The organism is Chryseomicrobium aureum (genome assembly GCF_016909155.1).
GTDB lineage: Bacteria > Bacillota > Bacilli > Bacillales_A > Planococcaceae > Chryseomicrobium > Chryseomicrobium aureum.
In genome coordinates this window covers 69,897-84,674 of sequence record NZ_JAFBFG010000005.1, presented here as the reverse complement: position 1 = coordinate 84,674, position 14,778 = coordinate 69,897, and the positions used below count along the sequence as shown (strand labels likewise).

The following is a 14,778-nucleotide window of genomic DNA, read 5'->3' as shown; positions in this document are numbered from 1 at the left end:
CATATGAATGAAATCGCACTGCATTTTGCTGCGCAAGCCGAAATCCAAAAGTTACCTGAGAAGCATAGAGAAATTTATGAGTATGTAGTGAATTATGAAGAGTCTCTCGCAGACCGGGCGGCCACAGAAGAGGAATTTAAAGTCCTCTTACTGAGCCGGGAACCTTACGAGGCTGCAGCTCAACTTTTTAAAATGACTGGACTCGAAATTGTGGAGATTGTGAATCATTGCGAGCGTCAGATACAAACAAATGTTAGTGAACGAATGAAACGCGTTGGCTGGTTTAAGCTTGAACAAGGTACAGCTACGCATTCTTTCTTATTGACACTATAAAAAAATCAGCATCTTCCCGACAGGGACGATGCTGATTTTTAATTTTCTTTTCGGAAAACCCAAGCACGTTGGACGATAAATCCAAAGATGAAGAGCACGCTGTCTACTAGTACCTTCAACACTACTTCTCCTCGCCCTAGCCACTCCGTATAAAGTAAGTGCACGGACCCAGCTGAGGCAGCCATAATAAATGCTGCGAGCAAGTAATAGCGAACGAATGACTTACTTGATCCTTGACCGAATACTTTATGACGATTTACAAAATAATTAAAGAGGCTGGATAAAACACGTGCAGCAATCGTCGCAAAGATGATGAACATCTGAGGCGAGTCTTCTTTCCACAAATAGATAAATAATGAATAAAGACCGAGGTCGAGCGCAAGTGAAGCTCCACCCGACATCCCATAAAATAAGAAGATTTTATAAATATGAAATGAATCACGCAATGGATGAAAATGAGACGATTTATTTTCATCTAAATATACTGTTTCAATCTCCACTTCCTCAATAGGGATCTCATTTCGCTTCAAAGATCCGAGGACGTTCATCTCGTATTCGAATCGCTCTCCTTTGATTTCAAGCATCAAAGGTAAATGTTGAATCGGCAACCCACGAAGCCCCGTTTGTGTATCCGTTAAGACTGTCCCTGTAGATAATCGAAACAACAAACGTGTAAATCGATTGCCAAACCGACTTCGAAACGGCACATCCTTTTGAGTGAAGTCTCGTGCACCAAGTATTACTGCATCAGGTGTTTCGCGCATTTGTTCAGCGACTTTTTGCATATCTGATAGTAGATGTTGACCGTCCGCATCAATTGTAATGACACCGTCTACTGGAATATCTTCATTCAATATGTAATGAAAAGCCGTCTTTAAAGCTCGTCCTTTGCCTTGATTTTTCGCATGATGCAAGACCGTCACTTCTTTAAAAGTTTTCAATTTTGTGAAGAAGGATGCATACTCCTCTTCTCCCCCATCATCAACCACGATAATGCGAGAGAACTGCGAAGCAATCAGTTCATCGATGACCGCACGGCACTTGTCATCTGGTTTATACGAAGGAATCACAATCGCAAGTTCCATAGGTCACCTCTTTTCTACTGCTACTCCACTTCTTTACCCTTCCTTTGAGAAATCTAATACTGCAATTGGTTCATTTTTGTGTAAATGCTTCCCTATACACTCCACAATCGATTTCATTACTAAGTACTTCGCTTCTCACCCTTTACTATCCTTCTTTTTTTCCTACTGCACTTGCACAGAATTTTTATGTCTGCTATGATGAGGGCGAAAAAGAACTACATACCGACAACCTGCACTAGGGGTGCCCAAATTGGCTGAGATGAGAGCTTGAGCTCCGATCCCTTATGACTCGATCAGGATAATACCTGCGTGAGGAAGTGTAGTGACTCTTTCTTGAATTTTTATGGGAAGTAGTGGCTACATCTTTCGCGGATGTAGCTTTTTTCTTTTTCTCATAAAATCTAAGGAGGCGTTCCCATGCACTGTGGAACAAGTAAAATCATTGGATGTCGTTTTTCTCTACACCCGATGGATTCAGAGTTTATTTCAATTATCAAAGGTGCTTTATCAGAAGTCGACCTATCGACGGTATGGCGCCATACAGACGACGTATCGACGGTCATTCGAGGAGAAGGTCCGCATGTCTTTAATGCGTTAGCTGCCCTTACAGAGAAAGCGGCTTCGCACGGCAAACATATAGCCATGAATGCAACGTTTTCTGTAGGGTGCCCTGGAGATACGTCGGGGGATTCGTATATGGGGATTGAAGATCCAGTGAAGAATGAAATTCCTGAAGGCCCCTACGTTTCTAGCCAGTTCTCGCTTTATCCGCTCAACCAAAGTGATTATATGGAGACGATTTATAGAGAGATTGACCGTGCCAAAGAGCGTGGTGTTTATAACGAGTCCATGCATTATGCGACGGGTATCCACGGTTCATTGAAAAACGTTTTTGCGTTTTATGAAGAGACGTTCACAGAGGCGCAAATTGGGGAGCACCCCCACGTCGTCATGACAATCAACATGAGTATTCACAGTCCTTCTCACGGAGGTCCTGACAATGCTCGCTAATTGGAAATTGAAAGAAGTCGTACTGATGTCCCTGCTTGCAGTCGTTTTCGGGATTATCTATTTAGTGTTTTTACACATCGGGAATATTTGGTCGAGTCTGATTGGGCCGATTGCCTATGAATGGATTTTCGGTGTTTGGTTCTTAGTCTCAATCGTCGCAATGGCTATCATTCGCAAACCAGGGGCTGCTGTTGTTCCGGAAGTAATGGCTGCTGCAATCGAGGTCATGCTCGGGAATGCTGTAGGTCCTCGTCTGATTTTAGCTGGTCTTGTGCAAGGTCTCGGTGCAGAGGCAGCTTTTGCAGCGACGCGTTATCGTCGTTTTGATTTACCCGTATTGATTATGGCAGGTGTTGGAGCCTCTCTCTTCAGTTTTGCGTATGGATATCTTCTTGGTGGATTCTCTGCCTTATCTCCATGGTACGTAGCACTGATGCTCGGAATTCGCATCTTAAGTGGTGCTGTGATTGCTGGATACGGTGGAAGTTTAATCGTAAACGGACTGTATGCAACAGGTTCACTCCGTGGCTATGCGATTGCACGTCAAAAGCGTGATGTACGTGTCTAAATGGATTGAGTTTCACAACGTAACATTTCATTATCCTGATGAAGACACACCCGTTCTCTCTGATATGTCATTAACACTTTCTGAAGGAGAAAAATGGCTCATTAAAGGACCAAGTGGTTGCGGGAAGTCGACACTCTTTTTCTTGTTGAACGGGCTGTATCCGGAAGCTTGTGATGGCGAAGTCGATGGGACGCGTCTACTATTCGGGAAACCATACGATGAGTACCGACCTGGTGAGATCAGTCAGTCGATTGCCACCGTCTTCCAAGATCCCGACAGCCAATTTTGTATGCCGACAGTTGAAGAAGAACTCGCGTTCACTTTAGAGAACCGGTCTATACCACGTGAGGAGATGGATCTGCAGATTACTCGAATTTTAGAAGAGACAGGTCTCACTCAGTTTCGAACACGTGTTATTCAGACATTGTCTGGTGGTGAAAAACAGCGCGTCGCTACTGCCTGTGCATTATTGATGAACCCGAAAATTGTATTACTCGATGAACCACTCGCACATCTAGACCCATTAACTGCAAGAGAATATGTTGCCTGGTTTTCTGACTTACAAGTGAAAAATGGATGGACAGTTCTTGTGATCGACCATCAAGATGCGATTTGGGAATCCTTCTTCGATTACACACTTGTGTTGGAAGAAACGAGTATGCCTCCTTTGAAAGCAAAAAGTGCTTATGCTAAAGAAGTGAAAAGTCAACAAGACTTCCGTGCAGAAGTGCGCGTCCCTGGCATTTTGCATGAGGCAAAGCTCGAAGTCACTGGTGGAAGTATTACAGTGCTTGCCGGACCAAACGGAGCTGGAAAGTCGACTCTCTTGAAGGCACTGGCCGGACTGATTCCAAAAGCAGATAGAGAACAAAGTGACGAAACGATTGGATATGTCCCCCAGTCACCTGAGTTTTTATTTATCACACCTTCCGTTCGACAGGAAGTTAGTTTTGGCGGAGGTCTTCGTACAGAAGAGTTTTTAACTAAACTTCTATTAGAAGGTGTAGCAAATTCTAATCCCTTCGCCGTCAGTCAGGGACAAAAGCGTAGGACAGCAATTGCGGCGATGCTGAACGATGGGCGACCCGTTTTGCTTCTTGATGAACCGACTGCGGGTCAGGATGCGTTTGCACTGCATGAGCTTGAAGACGCTTTATTTCAAGTTGCAGCAGAAGGTACCGCCGTTGTTGTGGTTACACACGATATGAATTTTGCAGAGCGTATTGCAGATTCGATGCTCTTATTGAAAGATGGTGTACTTAGTGGCCCGTTCCATCCAGCAAACGTCTTCTCAGACCCTAGCTTACTCAGGACGTATCGTTTAGTCCAACCGACAGGAGGTGCTCGCGATGTCGACGTGGCTTCATCGCTTGAATCCGTCCATTAAAATGCTTGTGACATTTGTGTTTATATTTGCACTCGCTTTTTATTTTGACCCATGGACACCGCTTTTTGTATTTATTGCCGTGCTAGTAGTTCAGTTACTGTTCTCCCGTATCAACTGGAAACGTTGGGCGCTACTCATGTTGCCGTTCTCACTTGGAGCGGTCGGGTACTTTTGGACGACGTACGTTTTCGGTACATCTGATGATCGACTGGAAACCGCATTATCGCTGAGCTTTCGCGTATTTGCCTTTTCGTCGTTATCTCTCTTGTTTGTTCTGACGACGTCTCCGATGCAATTCATCATGAGTGTGATGCAACAATTGAAGCTTTCTCCAAAGCTTGCCTATAGCCTTCTAGTGGGTTATCAGTTTCTTCCGGTTCTAAAAGATGAGTTCATCCAGATTCGTCAAGTGCAGCAACTTCGCAAGCCACAAGTTCAGAAGTCAACTCTTGCAAAGCTACGCGCACTTCCAAGTGTGGCAATCCCTTTACTCGCTGGAGCTGTTCGAAAAGCGGAGAAAACGGCGTTTGCAATGGAAGCCAGAGGATTTACAGGCACACGTGACCGAACGTACTTCCATGAAGTGCGCTTAGAGCGGTTTGATCTCTATTTTTCTGTGGTCCTGATTGTGATTTTCACAAGTTGTTTAGTTGTAGGCGCAACTCTTTGATTTCCCCTGACCTGCCTGCTACAATTCGTACAGGAAAGGTCGGGTACATATGAATTTACAAAAGAAATGGGTCATGGTCGTCATTGCGATTTTTTGTGCCTTATTATGGGGGAGCGCGTTCCCTGCATTAAAATTATCGTATAGTGAACTCGGCATCCCAAGTACTGGAATCGCGGAACAGATGTGGCTTGCTGGACTCCGTTTTTTATTTGCAGGCCTACTAGTCCTTGGTGGTTTACTACTAATCAAGCGAAGTGCATTAAAACTGACGCGTAGACAATACGGCATCTTGCTGATTTTCGGAATCGTTCAGACGACGCTTCAGTATTTGTTTTTTTACGTTGGAGTTTCGAATACATCTGGAGTTCAGGCGTCTATTATCATCTCAAGCAATACGTTCTTCACAATCTTGCTTGCTCATTTTATCTATGCGAATGATCGACTCGGGTGGCAGAAATGGTTAGGTCTTGCTGCCGGATTTACAGGAATCTTTTTCGCCAACTGGGGCCAATCGTTTGATGGAAGCTTTGAATTTCTGGGGGAAGGCTTTTTACTTCTCTCTGCATTTACGAGTGCGGTAGGAACGATTATGGCGAAAGAAATGGGGAAAGGCATTCATCCGTTCACGTTATCCGGCTGGCAACTTACACTTGGTGCGATTTTACTTCTCATAACCGCTTTTCCATTTGCCGATACAGCCTCGCTTACATGGACACCTTTAGCTATAGGTTTACTTCTCTACATGGTAGCTTTGTCCGCCATTGCATTCGCTCTATGGTTTGCAATTTTGCAGTATCATAAAGCAAGTCACGTCGGGATCTATAAGTTTTTTGTTCCTGTAAGTGGCGTCGGTTTGTCTGTTCTATTGCTCCCTGGTGAGACATTCACATTGCCAATTTTGTTAGCTCTGGTGTTCGTAGCTTTCGGAATTTATACGGTTAATCGTTCTTAAAAACCACCCTGTGCGGTGGTTTTTTTATTTTATTTCATTTCTCATCAACTTTTTCCAGTTGTCTCGGGTAGTATAGGTGTAACACGAAGGAGGACTTGTATGGACCGGTCACAATTCCAACAACTGTATACAGACTTTGCCCCTGACCTTTATCGGATGGCTCTTGCTATTACGGGACGCCGTGAACTAGCAAAAGATGCTTTGCAGGAAACGTTTCTTCGCGTTTACCGATTTTCGAGCACATACGATTCCAACCAACCTGTGAAGCCTTGGTTGTATCGAATACTTATCAATGAATGTCGACGTCTACAGAAAAAAGAAGCACGAAGTTTTCCTTCAAACGGACTCGAAATCGAACAATCCACTCCTTCTAGAGAACCGTTTAGTGATGTGATGGATGCTGTTTCAAAATTACCAGAAACCTATCGTGTACCCTTACTTCTCAAGTATCTGGATGGTTGGAAAGAATACGAAATTGCTGACTTATTATCCGTGAATGTCAATACATTAAAATCTCGACTTGCAAAAGCTCGTGAGCTAATGCGTGAGAGTTACGGGGAAGGTGTTTAAATGGAGAAATGGGAGAACGAATTAAAGAAAATTTCTACAGAACAGAAAGATATTGAAGATGTTTGGGAGCGAATTAATGGGGAAATGGATCGAGATTTACGAAAAGAAAGGAGGCGATTGATGATGCAGCGATCTTGGATAGGTGCAGTCGCTACTATGGTTTTAGTGCTCGGAACTCTCATTTATTTTTCTATAAACAATCAATCACCGGAAATAACTTCAGAGGTCCCCAGTACGTCTGATTCAGATTCGACTACTACTACTGGAGATGATCAGCTGACAAGAGGTGAGCCTGGATTTGTGGAACAGGAATTAACCAAGATAGATGCGCGTTTCCCAGAAACGAAAGAGGTCCCGCTTCAAATTGAAGGCACAGAAGAAATGATTGCTATGAGCCGCGTCGTGCCTGGGAATTTTGCTTATGTTCTATACGCAGATGAAGAGCTTTATGAGATTTCCTTTGATTCTCGTTTCGACTCCAACACTACAGATGAATCTTCAGCTTCTATTGTGGCGCGTAATTCATTAGGCACTGATTATCCGGAGGTGAAGCTACAAATTGATACAATTCCTGGGAAAAAGCCTACAGAACTAGCTTCTGAGAAAGCGGCTCTTTTAGAAGAAAAGTATTCAGGCGCCACAATTGACTCTGAACTTGTAACAGAACCAGTAGTGGGTTATAAGCTTCATGCGCGTGAAGGCGACTCCCCTTCTAGTGAAGTCACTACTATCTATGTACTCGACCAACAACATGATGAATCTACAATTGTAGTTACTCAAACTGTATTTTTAGAAGCACAAGAAGGCCACGGTGCCCGTTTCTTTTCTATGCTAAAAACATTGCAAGTGCTCGATTGAGTGTAATTTTTTTGATTCAGGGAATAGAGAGTGAAAAAGGAGGCGTCGGATTATGCGAAAATCAATAGGATATGCAGCCATTCTCGGAATCGCTATGATTGCGCTCATCTACCTTCTCTCTTCTGACCTCTTCCCTGGTAAAGAAGGTGACTTAGTCGATGAGCAACAAATTGATGACAACCTTGAACCGACAGAACAGCCACTTGTTACACCTCCTGAGGTATCCAATCATCCAGAAACAAAAGAAATCGCATTAGAAATTGAGGGTGTGCAACAAACTGTCGAGATGACACGTTTTTCAGATGAACTGAATACGTACGTTATCTATATAGACGAATCTCTCTTCACAGTAGAAGATGGTCTCTCTCAAACAATCACAGCCAAAGAAAGTCCACTAATCACGCTGACGATTGAAAACGTGCCTGACCAGACACCGCAACAAGTGGCACGAACTAGAGCCGAACAATATCGCCAAGACTTCAGTGTGCAAGCTCCTGTAGAAGTCACGGACCCACTCGACGCACTTCATTTAGAAGGTTCTTCAGAGACAGAAGCGCTCGATGTCTATCTTTTGATGAATCCTATGCAAGATGCTACTTTTCTTTTAACGCTCCGCTACCCAGAAGGTGCTGAAGAAAACTATGCGCCGCGCTTACAGGCAATGGTTGCTTCATTTCAAATGAAAGATACGCGTGAGACCGAATAATAAGAGCCCTTGTTCACTACTGAACAAAGGCTCTTTCTTATAATTCATCAAATCCATTATCAACAACATTTACTTTTACATATTGTCTCGACTTCTGCTCAAAGAAATCTGTCTTTCCTTGATCGACTTCCTCGTACGCTTTGATCCATCGAATCGGATTTTGACGTACTTCCGGATATGGCTTCTCAGCACCTAGTTGGTTACATCGGATATTGGCCATAAAACGAATGTACTCTTCCACATCGTCTACTTCTAAACCTTCAATCTTATTCCCGATCACTTCATACGCCCAGTCAATTTCAAGTTCTGCTGCTTGTTTGAATGTTGCCGTGACTTTGGCTCGCTGTTCTGGTGTATCGAGATGTGGGTGTTCTTCCAATAACGACTGATAGATTTTAACGAACAAGTCGACGTGAAGCTGTTCATCTCGGTTGATGTAATTGATCATTGTACTTGTTGCGACCATCTTTTGATGACGTGCCAGATGATAGAAATACGCAAAGCCCGAATAGAAGAACAACCCTTCTAGGATTACATCATAAATGACAGCATCTAAAAGACCCTCCACAGTTGGACTTTCCGCAAACGATTGATAGCCTTCAACTACGAATCGATTGCGTTCCTTCAAACTGTCTTCTGTTCGCCAGTAGTCAAATACACGCTTTTGCTCCGACTCGCTGACGAGACTTGAGAGTACATATGAATAGGAATGATTATGAATTACTTCCTGTTGCGCCAAGATGATCATCAGTGCGGACAAACTTGAATCTGTGAGGTAATCAGCCACTTTCCCGGCGAAGTCTGTTTGGACACTATCGAGAAGTGCTAAAAGCCCGATGATTTTTAAAAAGGATTCTCGTTCATCTGCAGACAACTCTGGAAACTGTCGGATGTCTTGGCTCATATTGATTTCGAAAGGCGTCCAAAAGTTCCCGAGCATTTTCTTATATTTTGGATACGCCCAGCGAAAACGGACGTCATCCCAGTTTAGTATGTTCGAGGATTCTCCGTTCACGATTCCAGTCGAGCGGTTAGGTGCTTGTTCGTCTAGTAGTATACGTTGTTTTAGTTCCAACTTTGTCTCCCCCTTAACTTGAACACGAATCGCAGTCAATCAATTCTATGGATGTTGATCGAACATAGTACGTAGATTTCATTTTTTGTTTCCAGGCTTCTAAGTGGAGTGCGAGTAACTCTTTTGCCTGTATCGTGTTTTGTACATAGAAGTTTAAAGATATACTCTGATCGATATGTTTCTGTCGTGCTGCATTTTGTCGAATCGTCCAGTGTTGATCGATATAGTACGCCGACTTGTAATACCATGTCGTTTCTTCATTGAGCTCTGGCGCTGTTACGGGAATCTTGTAGTCTTTCTTTTCTTCTGAGTAGCGCTTCTGGAAAATCGGATCAATACTTGCTGTCGTTCCCGCAATGATTGCAGTTGATGAATTCGGAGCTACAGCCATCAAGTATCCATTTCGAATGCCCGTCTCTCCAACCTGCTTTTTCAATTGTCTCCAACGCCCGGACGTGTAGCCACGCTTTGTAAAGTACGCCCCCTGTTCCCAATCAGAGCCTGTGAAGAGCGGATAGCTCCCTCTTTCTTTTGCAAGGTCGGCTGACGCTTGAATTGTCAGGAAGGCAATTTCTTCATAAAGTTCATCCGCCAGTTCTATCGCTTCTTTCGACTCCCAACGAATCGCTTTTTTCGCAAGGAGATGATGCCATCCGAACGTACCAAGTCCGATTCCCCTGTAACGAAGGTTTGTACGCTTGGCTTGTGGAATCGGGAGATCATTGAGCTCGATGACGTTATCTAACATACGAACTTGTATAGGAATTAACCGTTCGAGTACATCGTCTTCCACCGCGCGAGCTAAATGAATAGAGGACAAGTTACAAACGACAAAGTCCCCGGGGTGACGCTTTGTGACAATGACGTCTTCTTCAATTTTTGTCGACTCAAACGTCGTCGCTGACATGTTCTGCATAATTTCCGTGCATAAATTACTGGAGTAAATCATGCCTTCATGCGCATTCGGGTTTTGTCGATTGACCTCGTCACGGTAAAAATGAAATGGCACGCCGGTCTCTAACTGACTTTTCATGATACGCTTCATAATATCAATGGCTGGGATCGTATCTTTCGAAAGTGCTTCATTTTCCACACATTGCTGGTATCGCGTACGGAATGTTCCGCGTCCTTCCTGCTCGTCATAGCAGTCTTCTAAAGAGAAGCCCATAAGTGTGCGTACTTCATGTGGGTCGAACAAGTACCATTCCTCACGCGCCTCTACTTTCTCCATGAATAAGTCTGGCAAGCAAATACCTGTAAAAATGTCATGCGCACGCAGCCGTTCATCCCCATTGTTTAGACGTAAATCCAGAAATGCCAGAATATCTTTGTGCCAAATGTCGAGGTACACAGCAATTGCACCTTGCCGCTGCCCGAGTTGGTCCACACTGACTGCTGTGTTGTTCAGTTGTTTGATCCAAGGAACGACACCGCTTGAAGCATTTTTGAATCCGCGAATGCTTGACCCTCGACTCCGAACTTTCCCCATGTATACACCTATACCTCCACCATATTTGGAAAGAGTCGCAACGTCGGTGTTACTGTCATAAATCCCTTGCAGGCTATCGTCGACTGTATCGATGAAACAACTAGAGAGTTGTCCATTCGGTTTCCCGGCGTTAGCTAATGTAGGAGTTGCCACTGTCATGTAGAGATTGCTAAGTGCCCAATAGGCGTCTTTCACTTTTTGTAACCGATTGGTTTTTTCCTGTCTATGAAGTGTCATCGCAATCATAAGCCATCGCTCTTGTGGAAGTTCTACGATTTCCCGGTTAAAGTCTCGAGTCACGTAGCGGTCAACGAGTGTTTTCAAACCAATATAGGTGAATAGCTGATTACGCGATCGGTCGAGCCAGCTACTCATCTCGGTCAGTTCTTGTTGACTGTAACTCGTAATCACTTCTGCTTGATAGAGTCCGCGTGCAGCAAGTCGGTTTGCTTCTTTGCCAAACACGGTATGAACGTCTTCTACAGCTACATTTCGTTTAGTAGCAACTTGCGTATAGAGTTGTTCTTCATAGAGTGTAGCGGCGACAAATGTGTAGTACGGGTGTTGTTCATCAAGTAAGTTTAATGCTTCTAGACTCATAGCGTGTAGCCAGGCGTCCTCCGCGCCTTGCGGGTGACGAATTTTCCAGCGTTTTGAGAGACGCCAAAATTCGTCTAATTGTTCAGCAGTAAACAGCTGCTTGAGTCGTTCTTCACTGCGGAAGAGGGTATGCGTCGTCATCGGAATTCCTCCTTTTTGACACAAAAAAGCGACGGCTCTCCTTTTCAGGGAAACCGTCGCTATAAACGACAAAAAAAACGCGTATGCCTAAAGGCGTCTCGCGTTCCCTTCTCAATCCCCGAAGAAGGTGAAGCTCATGCGAGAACAGGCAGGTCTACTGGCTTGTGCATCTTCCTTCTGCCGTGCCTTCCCACGTTCTCACGCAGTGGCTTGTGTTGGCAGTCGTCCGCACTTACAGTTGCGGGGACAGCTCCAGTTTTTCACTGGATTCCCTATTAAACCATAGATATGGTACCTGTAACTCGCTTCATCACTAAATGTTGTGTACTTGTGTTTATTAAACCATACTCAATCTGAGAATGGAAGTCTTGACTTTTTGGGAAATAAGGTCGGAAGTATAGGATTGAGAATTTGGATGGGAGTTCGGCAATTGTGTCGGGCGTTTTGGCAATTGTGTCGGGAGATTCGACAGTTGTTTGGCGAGTTTCGACTTCTAATTCCTTCCGTTCACCAGATACTGATATTATGGAAACTAATTCCACGCCTAACCCCACCCCAAACAAAAACCCGCTCCTTCAAATAGGAGCGGGCCAATCAGATCTTATAAAAATACGATGAAGGCTAGAACCGTTGCAAGTACCATACGATAAATCGCAAACGGTGTCAGTTTCACGCGCGCGATTAACTTCAAGAAAAACTTGATAGAAATTAATGCGAACACAAATGCACTGACAAATCCAACCGCATAAAAGCCCATGTGGCTCATATTGATTTCTTCCATGTTCGAAATCAACGATACCGCACTAGCACCGAACATGATCGGTACCGCCATGATGAATGTAAAGTCCGCTGCCGTCTTGTGGTCAAGACCAAGTAAAACTCCCCCTGAAATCGTTGCGCCTGAGCGCGAGAATCCTGGCCACAACGATAAACACTGAATCAAACCGATTTTCAATGCTTTGCCGTATGTCATGTCATCCAAAGTTGTAATACTTGGGTTTTTCGGTCCGAACTTGTCCGCAATAATCATGAAGATGGCTCCGACAAATAAGCTGACGATTACCCATTCAATCGTGAATAAATACGAATCGATAATATCTTCGAACAACAACCCTAAGACACCTGCTGGTAAAATCCCCACCAACACGTGCGCAATGTTGAAGCGATGCCCTGGAGCTGTGCCTTCCATCTTATGTAGACCCACAAGACTTAAAAGACGCTTCCAGAAAATAAACACAACCGCTAAAATCGAGCCGAGCTGAATGACGACTTTAAATGTATTCGCTGAACTCTGCCCTAAAAACTCTTTCGTCTGCAGCCACAAATCATCCACGATAATCATGTGACCCGTAGAAGATACCGGTGCAAACTCCGTCATCCCTTCCACAAAACCAAGTAATAATGCTTTTAATAATTCAATAATTTCCATGAGATCTCCTTATGAATGTTTCTTTTTCTTATTTATAAACCAAATAAACCAAGCAATGGCTACCAAAACTAGGACTACGTAGATAACATTCGAATAAATATCAAAATAGCCGACGAGCGTATGCCAATTTTCCCCGAGTGCCGCACCTACGGACACGAGAATCGTATTCCAAATCACAGTCCCCAGCGTTGTGAAAAGTAAAAACACACTAAATCGCATATTCGACATCCCCGCAGGAATCGAAATTAAACTGCGCACAAGTGGAACCAAACGACCAAAAAATACAGCCCACGGGCCAATGCGGTCAAACCAGGCTTCTGCCCGGTGAATATCTTCTTTCGTGACACGTAACCAACGACCATGTTTTTCAACGATTTTCTCAAGTCGCTCGACATCTAACTGCAGTCCGATGAAGTATAAAATTACAGCACCCGCTACAGAACCAAGCGTAGCCACTGTAATCACACCGACAATTGTCATTGATGTCGTCGTTGTCATGAACCCACCAAGCGTCAAAATGATCTCGGAAGGAATCGGTGGAAATACATTTTCAATCATGATTAAGAGAAAAACGCCCCAGTAACCAAACTCACTGAGCCAATCGGTAATCCATTGCTCCATAATAAGCCGCCTTTACTTTGTACTTGACCTTCGAGTCTGTTCCCGAATTCACAATACATGAAACGTCTCCTATATATAAAGGTTCCCCGAAATAGTATAGCAGATGACAAGGTGTAGTGCCTCTACATCTTAAGACCGATAGGAAAATCGGCTTAGCGCCCGTTTGGTCAAACGAAAAACCCTTCTATACTTAGACTATACAAACAAGGAGGGAAACATGATGAAAAAATTTCTATACGTTTTACTCGGCATCACTGGCGCAATCGTCGTCTTAGCCAACTTAGGCTCGCTGATCGGACTTGCCTTTTCCGCACTACTCGTTATCGGAGGACTTCACTACTTCCTTCAAAGTCATTCCACGCTTGGTAAGGTCTTTTGGGCAACTGTTGGAATCGTCGGATTACTGACAGCTGTTTCAAACATCCCAGCTTTCATCGGCATCGCAGCACTAGCACTTGTCTGGTATGCGATCCGCAAATGCAGTGACGCACCACTTACACGCAGCTCAAACGATCCATTTGAAAACTTTGAACGTGAATGGAAAACAATCAACAAAAACTAAGGAGGAACTTCCATGACAAACATTTTTACTCGACTAGCTGAAACCTTTGAACACGATGTACGCCAACTTTTCGACAGACCGAAAACTGAGCAGGAGCGACGTGACAACCCTATTCAGGCCTTAAACGTCTATGTACGGGAGGCAGAAAAACGTACAGAACAGACCAAACGATGGGTCGACCGACAAGCTCACTTAAAAGCAAAACTGGAAGAAGAACAAAAGCAGGCACAAGATTTGTTGACGAAACGCCAAGAACAATATGAACTGGCTCTTCTTACAAATGAGCAGGACTTGATTGACTTTGCGAAAATGGAAGTAGACACGTATGAAAACCGTATCCACGTGCTAACATCTAGCATTCAACGCGCGACGGATGAATTAATTATTCTAGAACGCAAGCATGAGGAAATGAAGCATAAAGTGAAAAATATGAAAGTGCGTCAACTACAACTGATGAGCACGGAAAATGTTGCAAAAGCACACCGGGACATGGATCAAGTGATTGAGGAATCATTGCACGCTCGCCCACTTGCTTCTCACGAAGAAATGGAGCGTTATTTTGAATCACCGAAAGCGCAAGAACCTGCTGAGGAGACAACACCAGCTTCGACTTTAGAAGAACGCCTGGAGAACCTATCAAAAAAGCAAGAGACAAATGAACAATCACGTGTAGAATAGAAAGCAGAGGGAACTCCCCTCTGTTTTTTCCAACGAGAGGGGG

The 14,778-nt window shown here is 44.1% G+C and carries 16 protein-coding genes and 2 riboswitches; of the genes, 11 read left to right on the top strand and 5 right to left on the bottom strand.

From position 1 onward, the window contains the following. Positions 1 to 3 precede the first annotated feature (3 nt). Positions 4 to 333, top strand: coding sequence for a hypothetical protein (locus JOD03_RS05985; protein ID WP_204589934.1), 330 nt, complete (start codon positions 4 to 6; stop codon positions 331 to 333). A gap of 38 nt (positions 334 to 371) precedes the next feature. Here the strand turns inward: JOD03_RS05985 and JOD03_RS05980 are convergent, their stop codons facing one another. Continuing rightward, the gene (locus tag JOD03_RS05980) at positions 372 to 1,418 is read right to left on the bottom strand and encodes a bifunctional glycosyltransferase family 2/GtrA family protein (protein ID WP_204589933.1); all 1,047 of its coding nucleotides are present in this window, start codon (positions 1,416 to 1,418) and stop codon (positions 372 to 374) included. A 227-nt stretch (positions 1,419 to 1,645) separates the two neighbouring features. Then, a riboswitch (TPP riboswitch) is annotated at positions 1,646 to 1,751 on the top strand. Positions 1,752 to 1,835: 84 nt separating this feature from the next. Here JOD03_RS05980 and JOD03_RS05975 point away from each other — a divergent pair. The 8 genes from JOD03_RS05975 to JOD03_RS05940 all read left to right on the top strand — a co-directional run bounded on the left by JOD03_RS05975 (position 1,836) and on the right by JOD03_RS05940 (position 8,140). Further along, on the top strand, positions 1,836 to 2,429 hold the full coding sequence (locus tag JOD03_RS05975; protein WP_204589932.1) for a YkoF family thiamine/hydroxymethylpyrimidine-binding protein: 594 nt from the start codon (positions 1,836 to 1,838) through the stop codon (positions 2,427 to 2,429). Beyond that, a complete protein-coding gene (locus tag JOD03_RS05970; RefSeq protein WP_204589931.1) occupies positions 2,419 to 2,997 on the top strand; it encodes an ECF transporter S component in 579 nt (192 codons plus the stop codon). The genes JOD03_RS05975 and JOD03_RS05970 overlap by 11 nt, the downstream gene beginning before the upstream one ends. Then, positions 2,990 to 4,384, top strand: coding sequence for an ABC transporter ATP-binding protein (locus tag JOD03_RS05965; RefSeq protein WP_338032439.1), 1,395 nt, complete (start codon positions 2,990 to 2,992; stop codon positions 4,382 to 4,384). Before JOD03_RS05970 ends, JOD03_RS05965 begins: the two co-directional genes overlap by 8 nt. Then, on the top strand, positions 4,347 to 5,054 hold the full coding sequence (locus JOD03_RS05960) for an energy-coupling factor transporter transmembrane component T family protein (protein WP_204589930.1): 708 nt from the start codon (positions 4,347 to 4,349) through the stop codon (positions 5,052 to 5,054). Before JOD03_RS05965 ends, JOD03_RS05960 begins: the two co-directional genes overlap by 38 nt. Before the next feature lie 49 nt (positions 5,055 to 5,103). Further along, entirely contained in the window at positions 5,104 to 6,006 is a 903-nt protein-coding gene (locus tag JOD03_RS05955; protein ID WP_204589929.1) for a DMT family transporter, read from the top strand. Positions 6,007 to 6,105: 99 nt separating this feature from the next. Next, positions 6,106 to 6,576 carry an RNA polymerase sigma factor gene (locus tag JOD03_RS05950; RefSeq protein WP_204589928.1) on the top strand — a complete coding sequence of 157 codons (471 nt, stop codon included), beginning with the start codon at positions 6,106 to 6,108 and terminating at the stop codon, positions 6,574 to 6,576. After that, entirely contained in the window at positions 6,577 to 7,434 is an 858-nt protein-coding gene (locus JOD03_RS05945; protein ID WP_204589927.1) for a hypothetical protein, read from the top strand. It begins immediately after the preceding gene. 52 nt (positions 7,435 to 7,486) lie between these two features. Next, positions 7,487 to 8,140, top strand: coding sequence for a hypothetical protein (locus JOD03_RS05940; RefSeq protein WP_204589926.1), 654 nt, complete (start codon positions 7,487 to 7,489; stop codon positions 8,138 to 8,140). A gap of 37 nt (positions 8,141 to 8,177) precedes the next feature. On the opposite strand, the gene JOD03_RS05935 is transcribed toward JOD03_RS05940, so the two are convergent. The 4 genes from JOD03_RS05935 to JOD03_RS05920 form a co-directional block, all read right to left on the bottom strand. Next, entirely contained in the window at positions 8,178 to 9,215 is a 1,038-nt protein-coding gene (locus JOD03_RS05935) for a ribonucleotide-diphosphate reductase subunit beta (protein WP_204589925.1), read from the bottom strand. Between the two features lie 13 nt (positions 9,216 to 9,228). Next, positions 9,229 to 11,445 (bottom strand): ribonucleoside-diphosphate reductase subunit alpha, encoded by a 2,217-nt coding sequence (locus JOD03_RS05930; RefSeq protein ID WP_204589924.1) that lies wholly within the window; start codon positions 11,443 to 11,445, stop codon positions 9,229 to 9,231. Between the two features lie 131 nt (positions 11,446 to 11,576). Beyond that, a riboswitch (cobalamin riboswitch) is annotated at positions 11,577 to 11,759 on the bottom strand. 287 nt (positions 11,760 to 12,046) lie between these two features. Next, positions 12,047 to 12,874 (bottom strand): undecaprenyl-diphosphate phosphatase, encoded by an 828-nt coding sequence (locus JOD03_RS05925; protein WP_204589923.1) that lies wholly within the window; start codon positions 12,872 to 12,874, stop codon positions 12,047 to 12,049. A 9-nt stretch (positions 12,875 to 12,883) separates the two neighbouring features. Beyond that, complete coding sequence (locus JOD03_RS05920) at positions 12,884 to 13,495, bottom strand: DedA family protein (RefSeq protein WP_204589922.1); 612 nt, start codon at positions 13,493 to 13,495, stop codon at positions 12,884 to 12,886. A 220-nt stretch (positions 13,496 to 13,715) separates the two neighbouring features. Here JOD03_RS05920 and JOD03_RS05915 point away from each other — a divergent pair, with 220 nt between their 5' ends. Next, positions 13,716 to 14,057, top strand: coding sequence for a lmo0954 family membrane protein (locus tag JOD03_RS05915; protein ID WP_204589921.1), 342 nt, complete (start codon positions 13,716 to 13,718; stop codon positions 14,055 to 14,057). 12 nt (positions 14,058 to 14,069) lie between these two features. Further along, positions 14,070 to 14,735, top strand: coding sequence for a PspA/IM30 family protein (locus JOD03_RS05910; protein WP_204589920.1), 666 nt, complete (start codon positions 14,070 to 14,072; stop codon positions 14,733 to 14,735). The last annotated feature ends 43 nt before the right edge of the window (positions 14,736 to 14,778 follow it).

What these genes read in the sequence shown, in the direction of transcription:
- JOD03_RS05970 (WP_204589931.1), top strand. Translation starts at nt 2,419, where the DNA reads ATGCTCGCTAATTGGAAATTGAAAGAAGTCGTACTGATGTCCCTGCTT.
- JOD03_RS05985 (WP_204589934.1), top strand. Translation starts at nt 4, where the DNA reads ATGAATGAAATCGCACTGCATTTTGCTGCGCAAGCCGAAATCCAAAAG.
- JOD03_RS05920 (WP_204589922.1), bottom strand. Translation starts at nt 13,495, where the DNA reads ATGGAGCAATGGATTACCGATTGGCTCAGTGAGTTTGGTTACTGGGGC.
- JOD03_RS05940 (WP_204589926.1), top strand. Translation starts at nt 7,487, where the DNA reads ATGCGAAAATCAATAGGATATGCAGCCATTCTCGGAATCGCTATGATT.
- JOD03_RS05910 (WP_204589920.1), top strand. Translation starts at nt 14,070, where the DNA reads ATGACAAACATTTTTACTCGACTAGCTGAAACCTTTGAACACGATGTA.
- JOD03_RS05975 (WP_204589932.1), top strand. Translation starts at nt 1,836, where the DNA reads ATGCACTGTGGAACAAGTAAAATCATTGGATGTCGTTTTTCTCTACAC.
- JOD03_RS05925 (WP_204589923.1), bottom strand. Translation starts at nt 12,874, where the DNA reads ATGGAAATTATTGAATTATTAAAAGCATTATTACTTGGTTTTGTGGAA.
- JOD03_RS05945 (WP_204589927.1), top strand. Translation starts at nt 6,577, where the DNA reads ATGGAGAAATGGGAGAACGAATTAAAGAAAATTTCTACAGAACAGAAA.
- JOD03_RS05960 (WP_204589930.1), top strand. Translation starts at nt 4,347, where the DNA reads ATGTCGACGTGGCTTCATCGCTTGAATCCGTCCATTAAAATGCTTGTG.
- JOD03_RS05930 (WP_204589924.1), bottom strand. Translation starts at nt 11,445, where the DNA reads ATGACGACGCATACCCTCTTCCGCAGTGAAGAACGACTCAAGCAGCTG.
- JOD03_RS05915 (WP_204589921.1), top strand. Translation starts at nt 13,716, where the DNA reads ATGAAAAAATTTCTATACGTTTTACTCGGCATCACTGGCGCAATCGTC.
- JOD03_RS05950 (WP_204589928.1), top strand. Translation starts at nt 6,106, where the DNA reads ATGGACCGGTCACAATTCCAACAACTGTATACAGACTTTGCCCCTGAC.
- JOD03_RS05955 (WP_204589929.1), top strand. Translation starts at nt 5,104, where the DNA reads ATGAATTTACAAAAGAAATGGGTCATGGTCGTCATTGCGATTTTTTGT.
- JOD03_RS05980 (WP_204589933.1), bottom strand. Translation starts at nt 1,418, where the DNA reads ATGGAACTTGCGATTGTGATTCCTTCGTATAAACCAGATGACAAGTGC.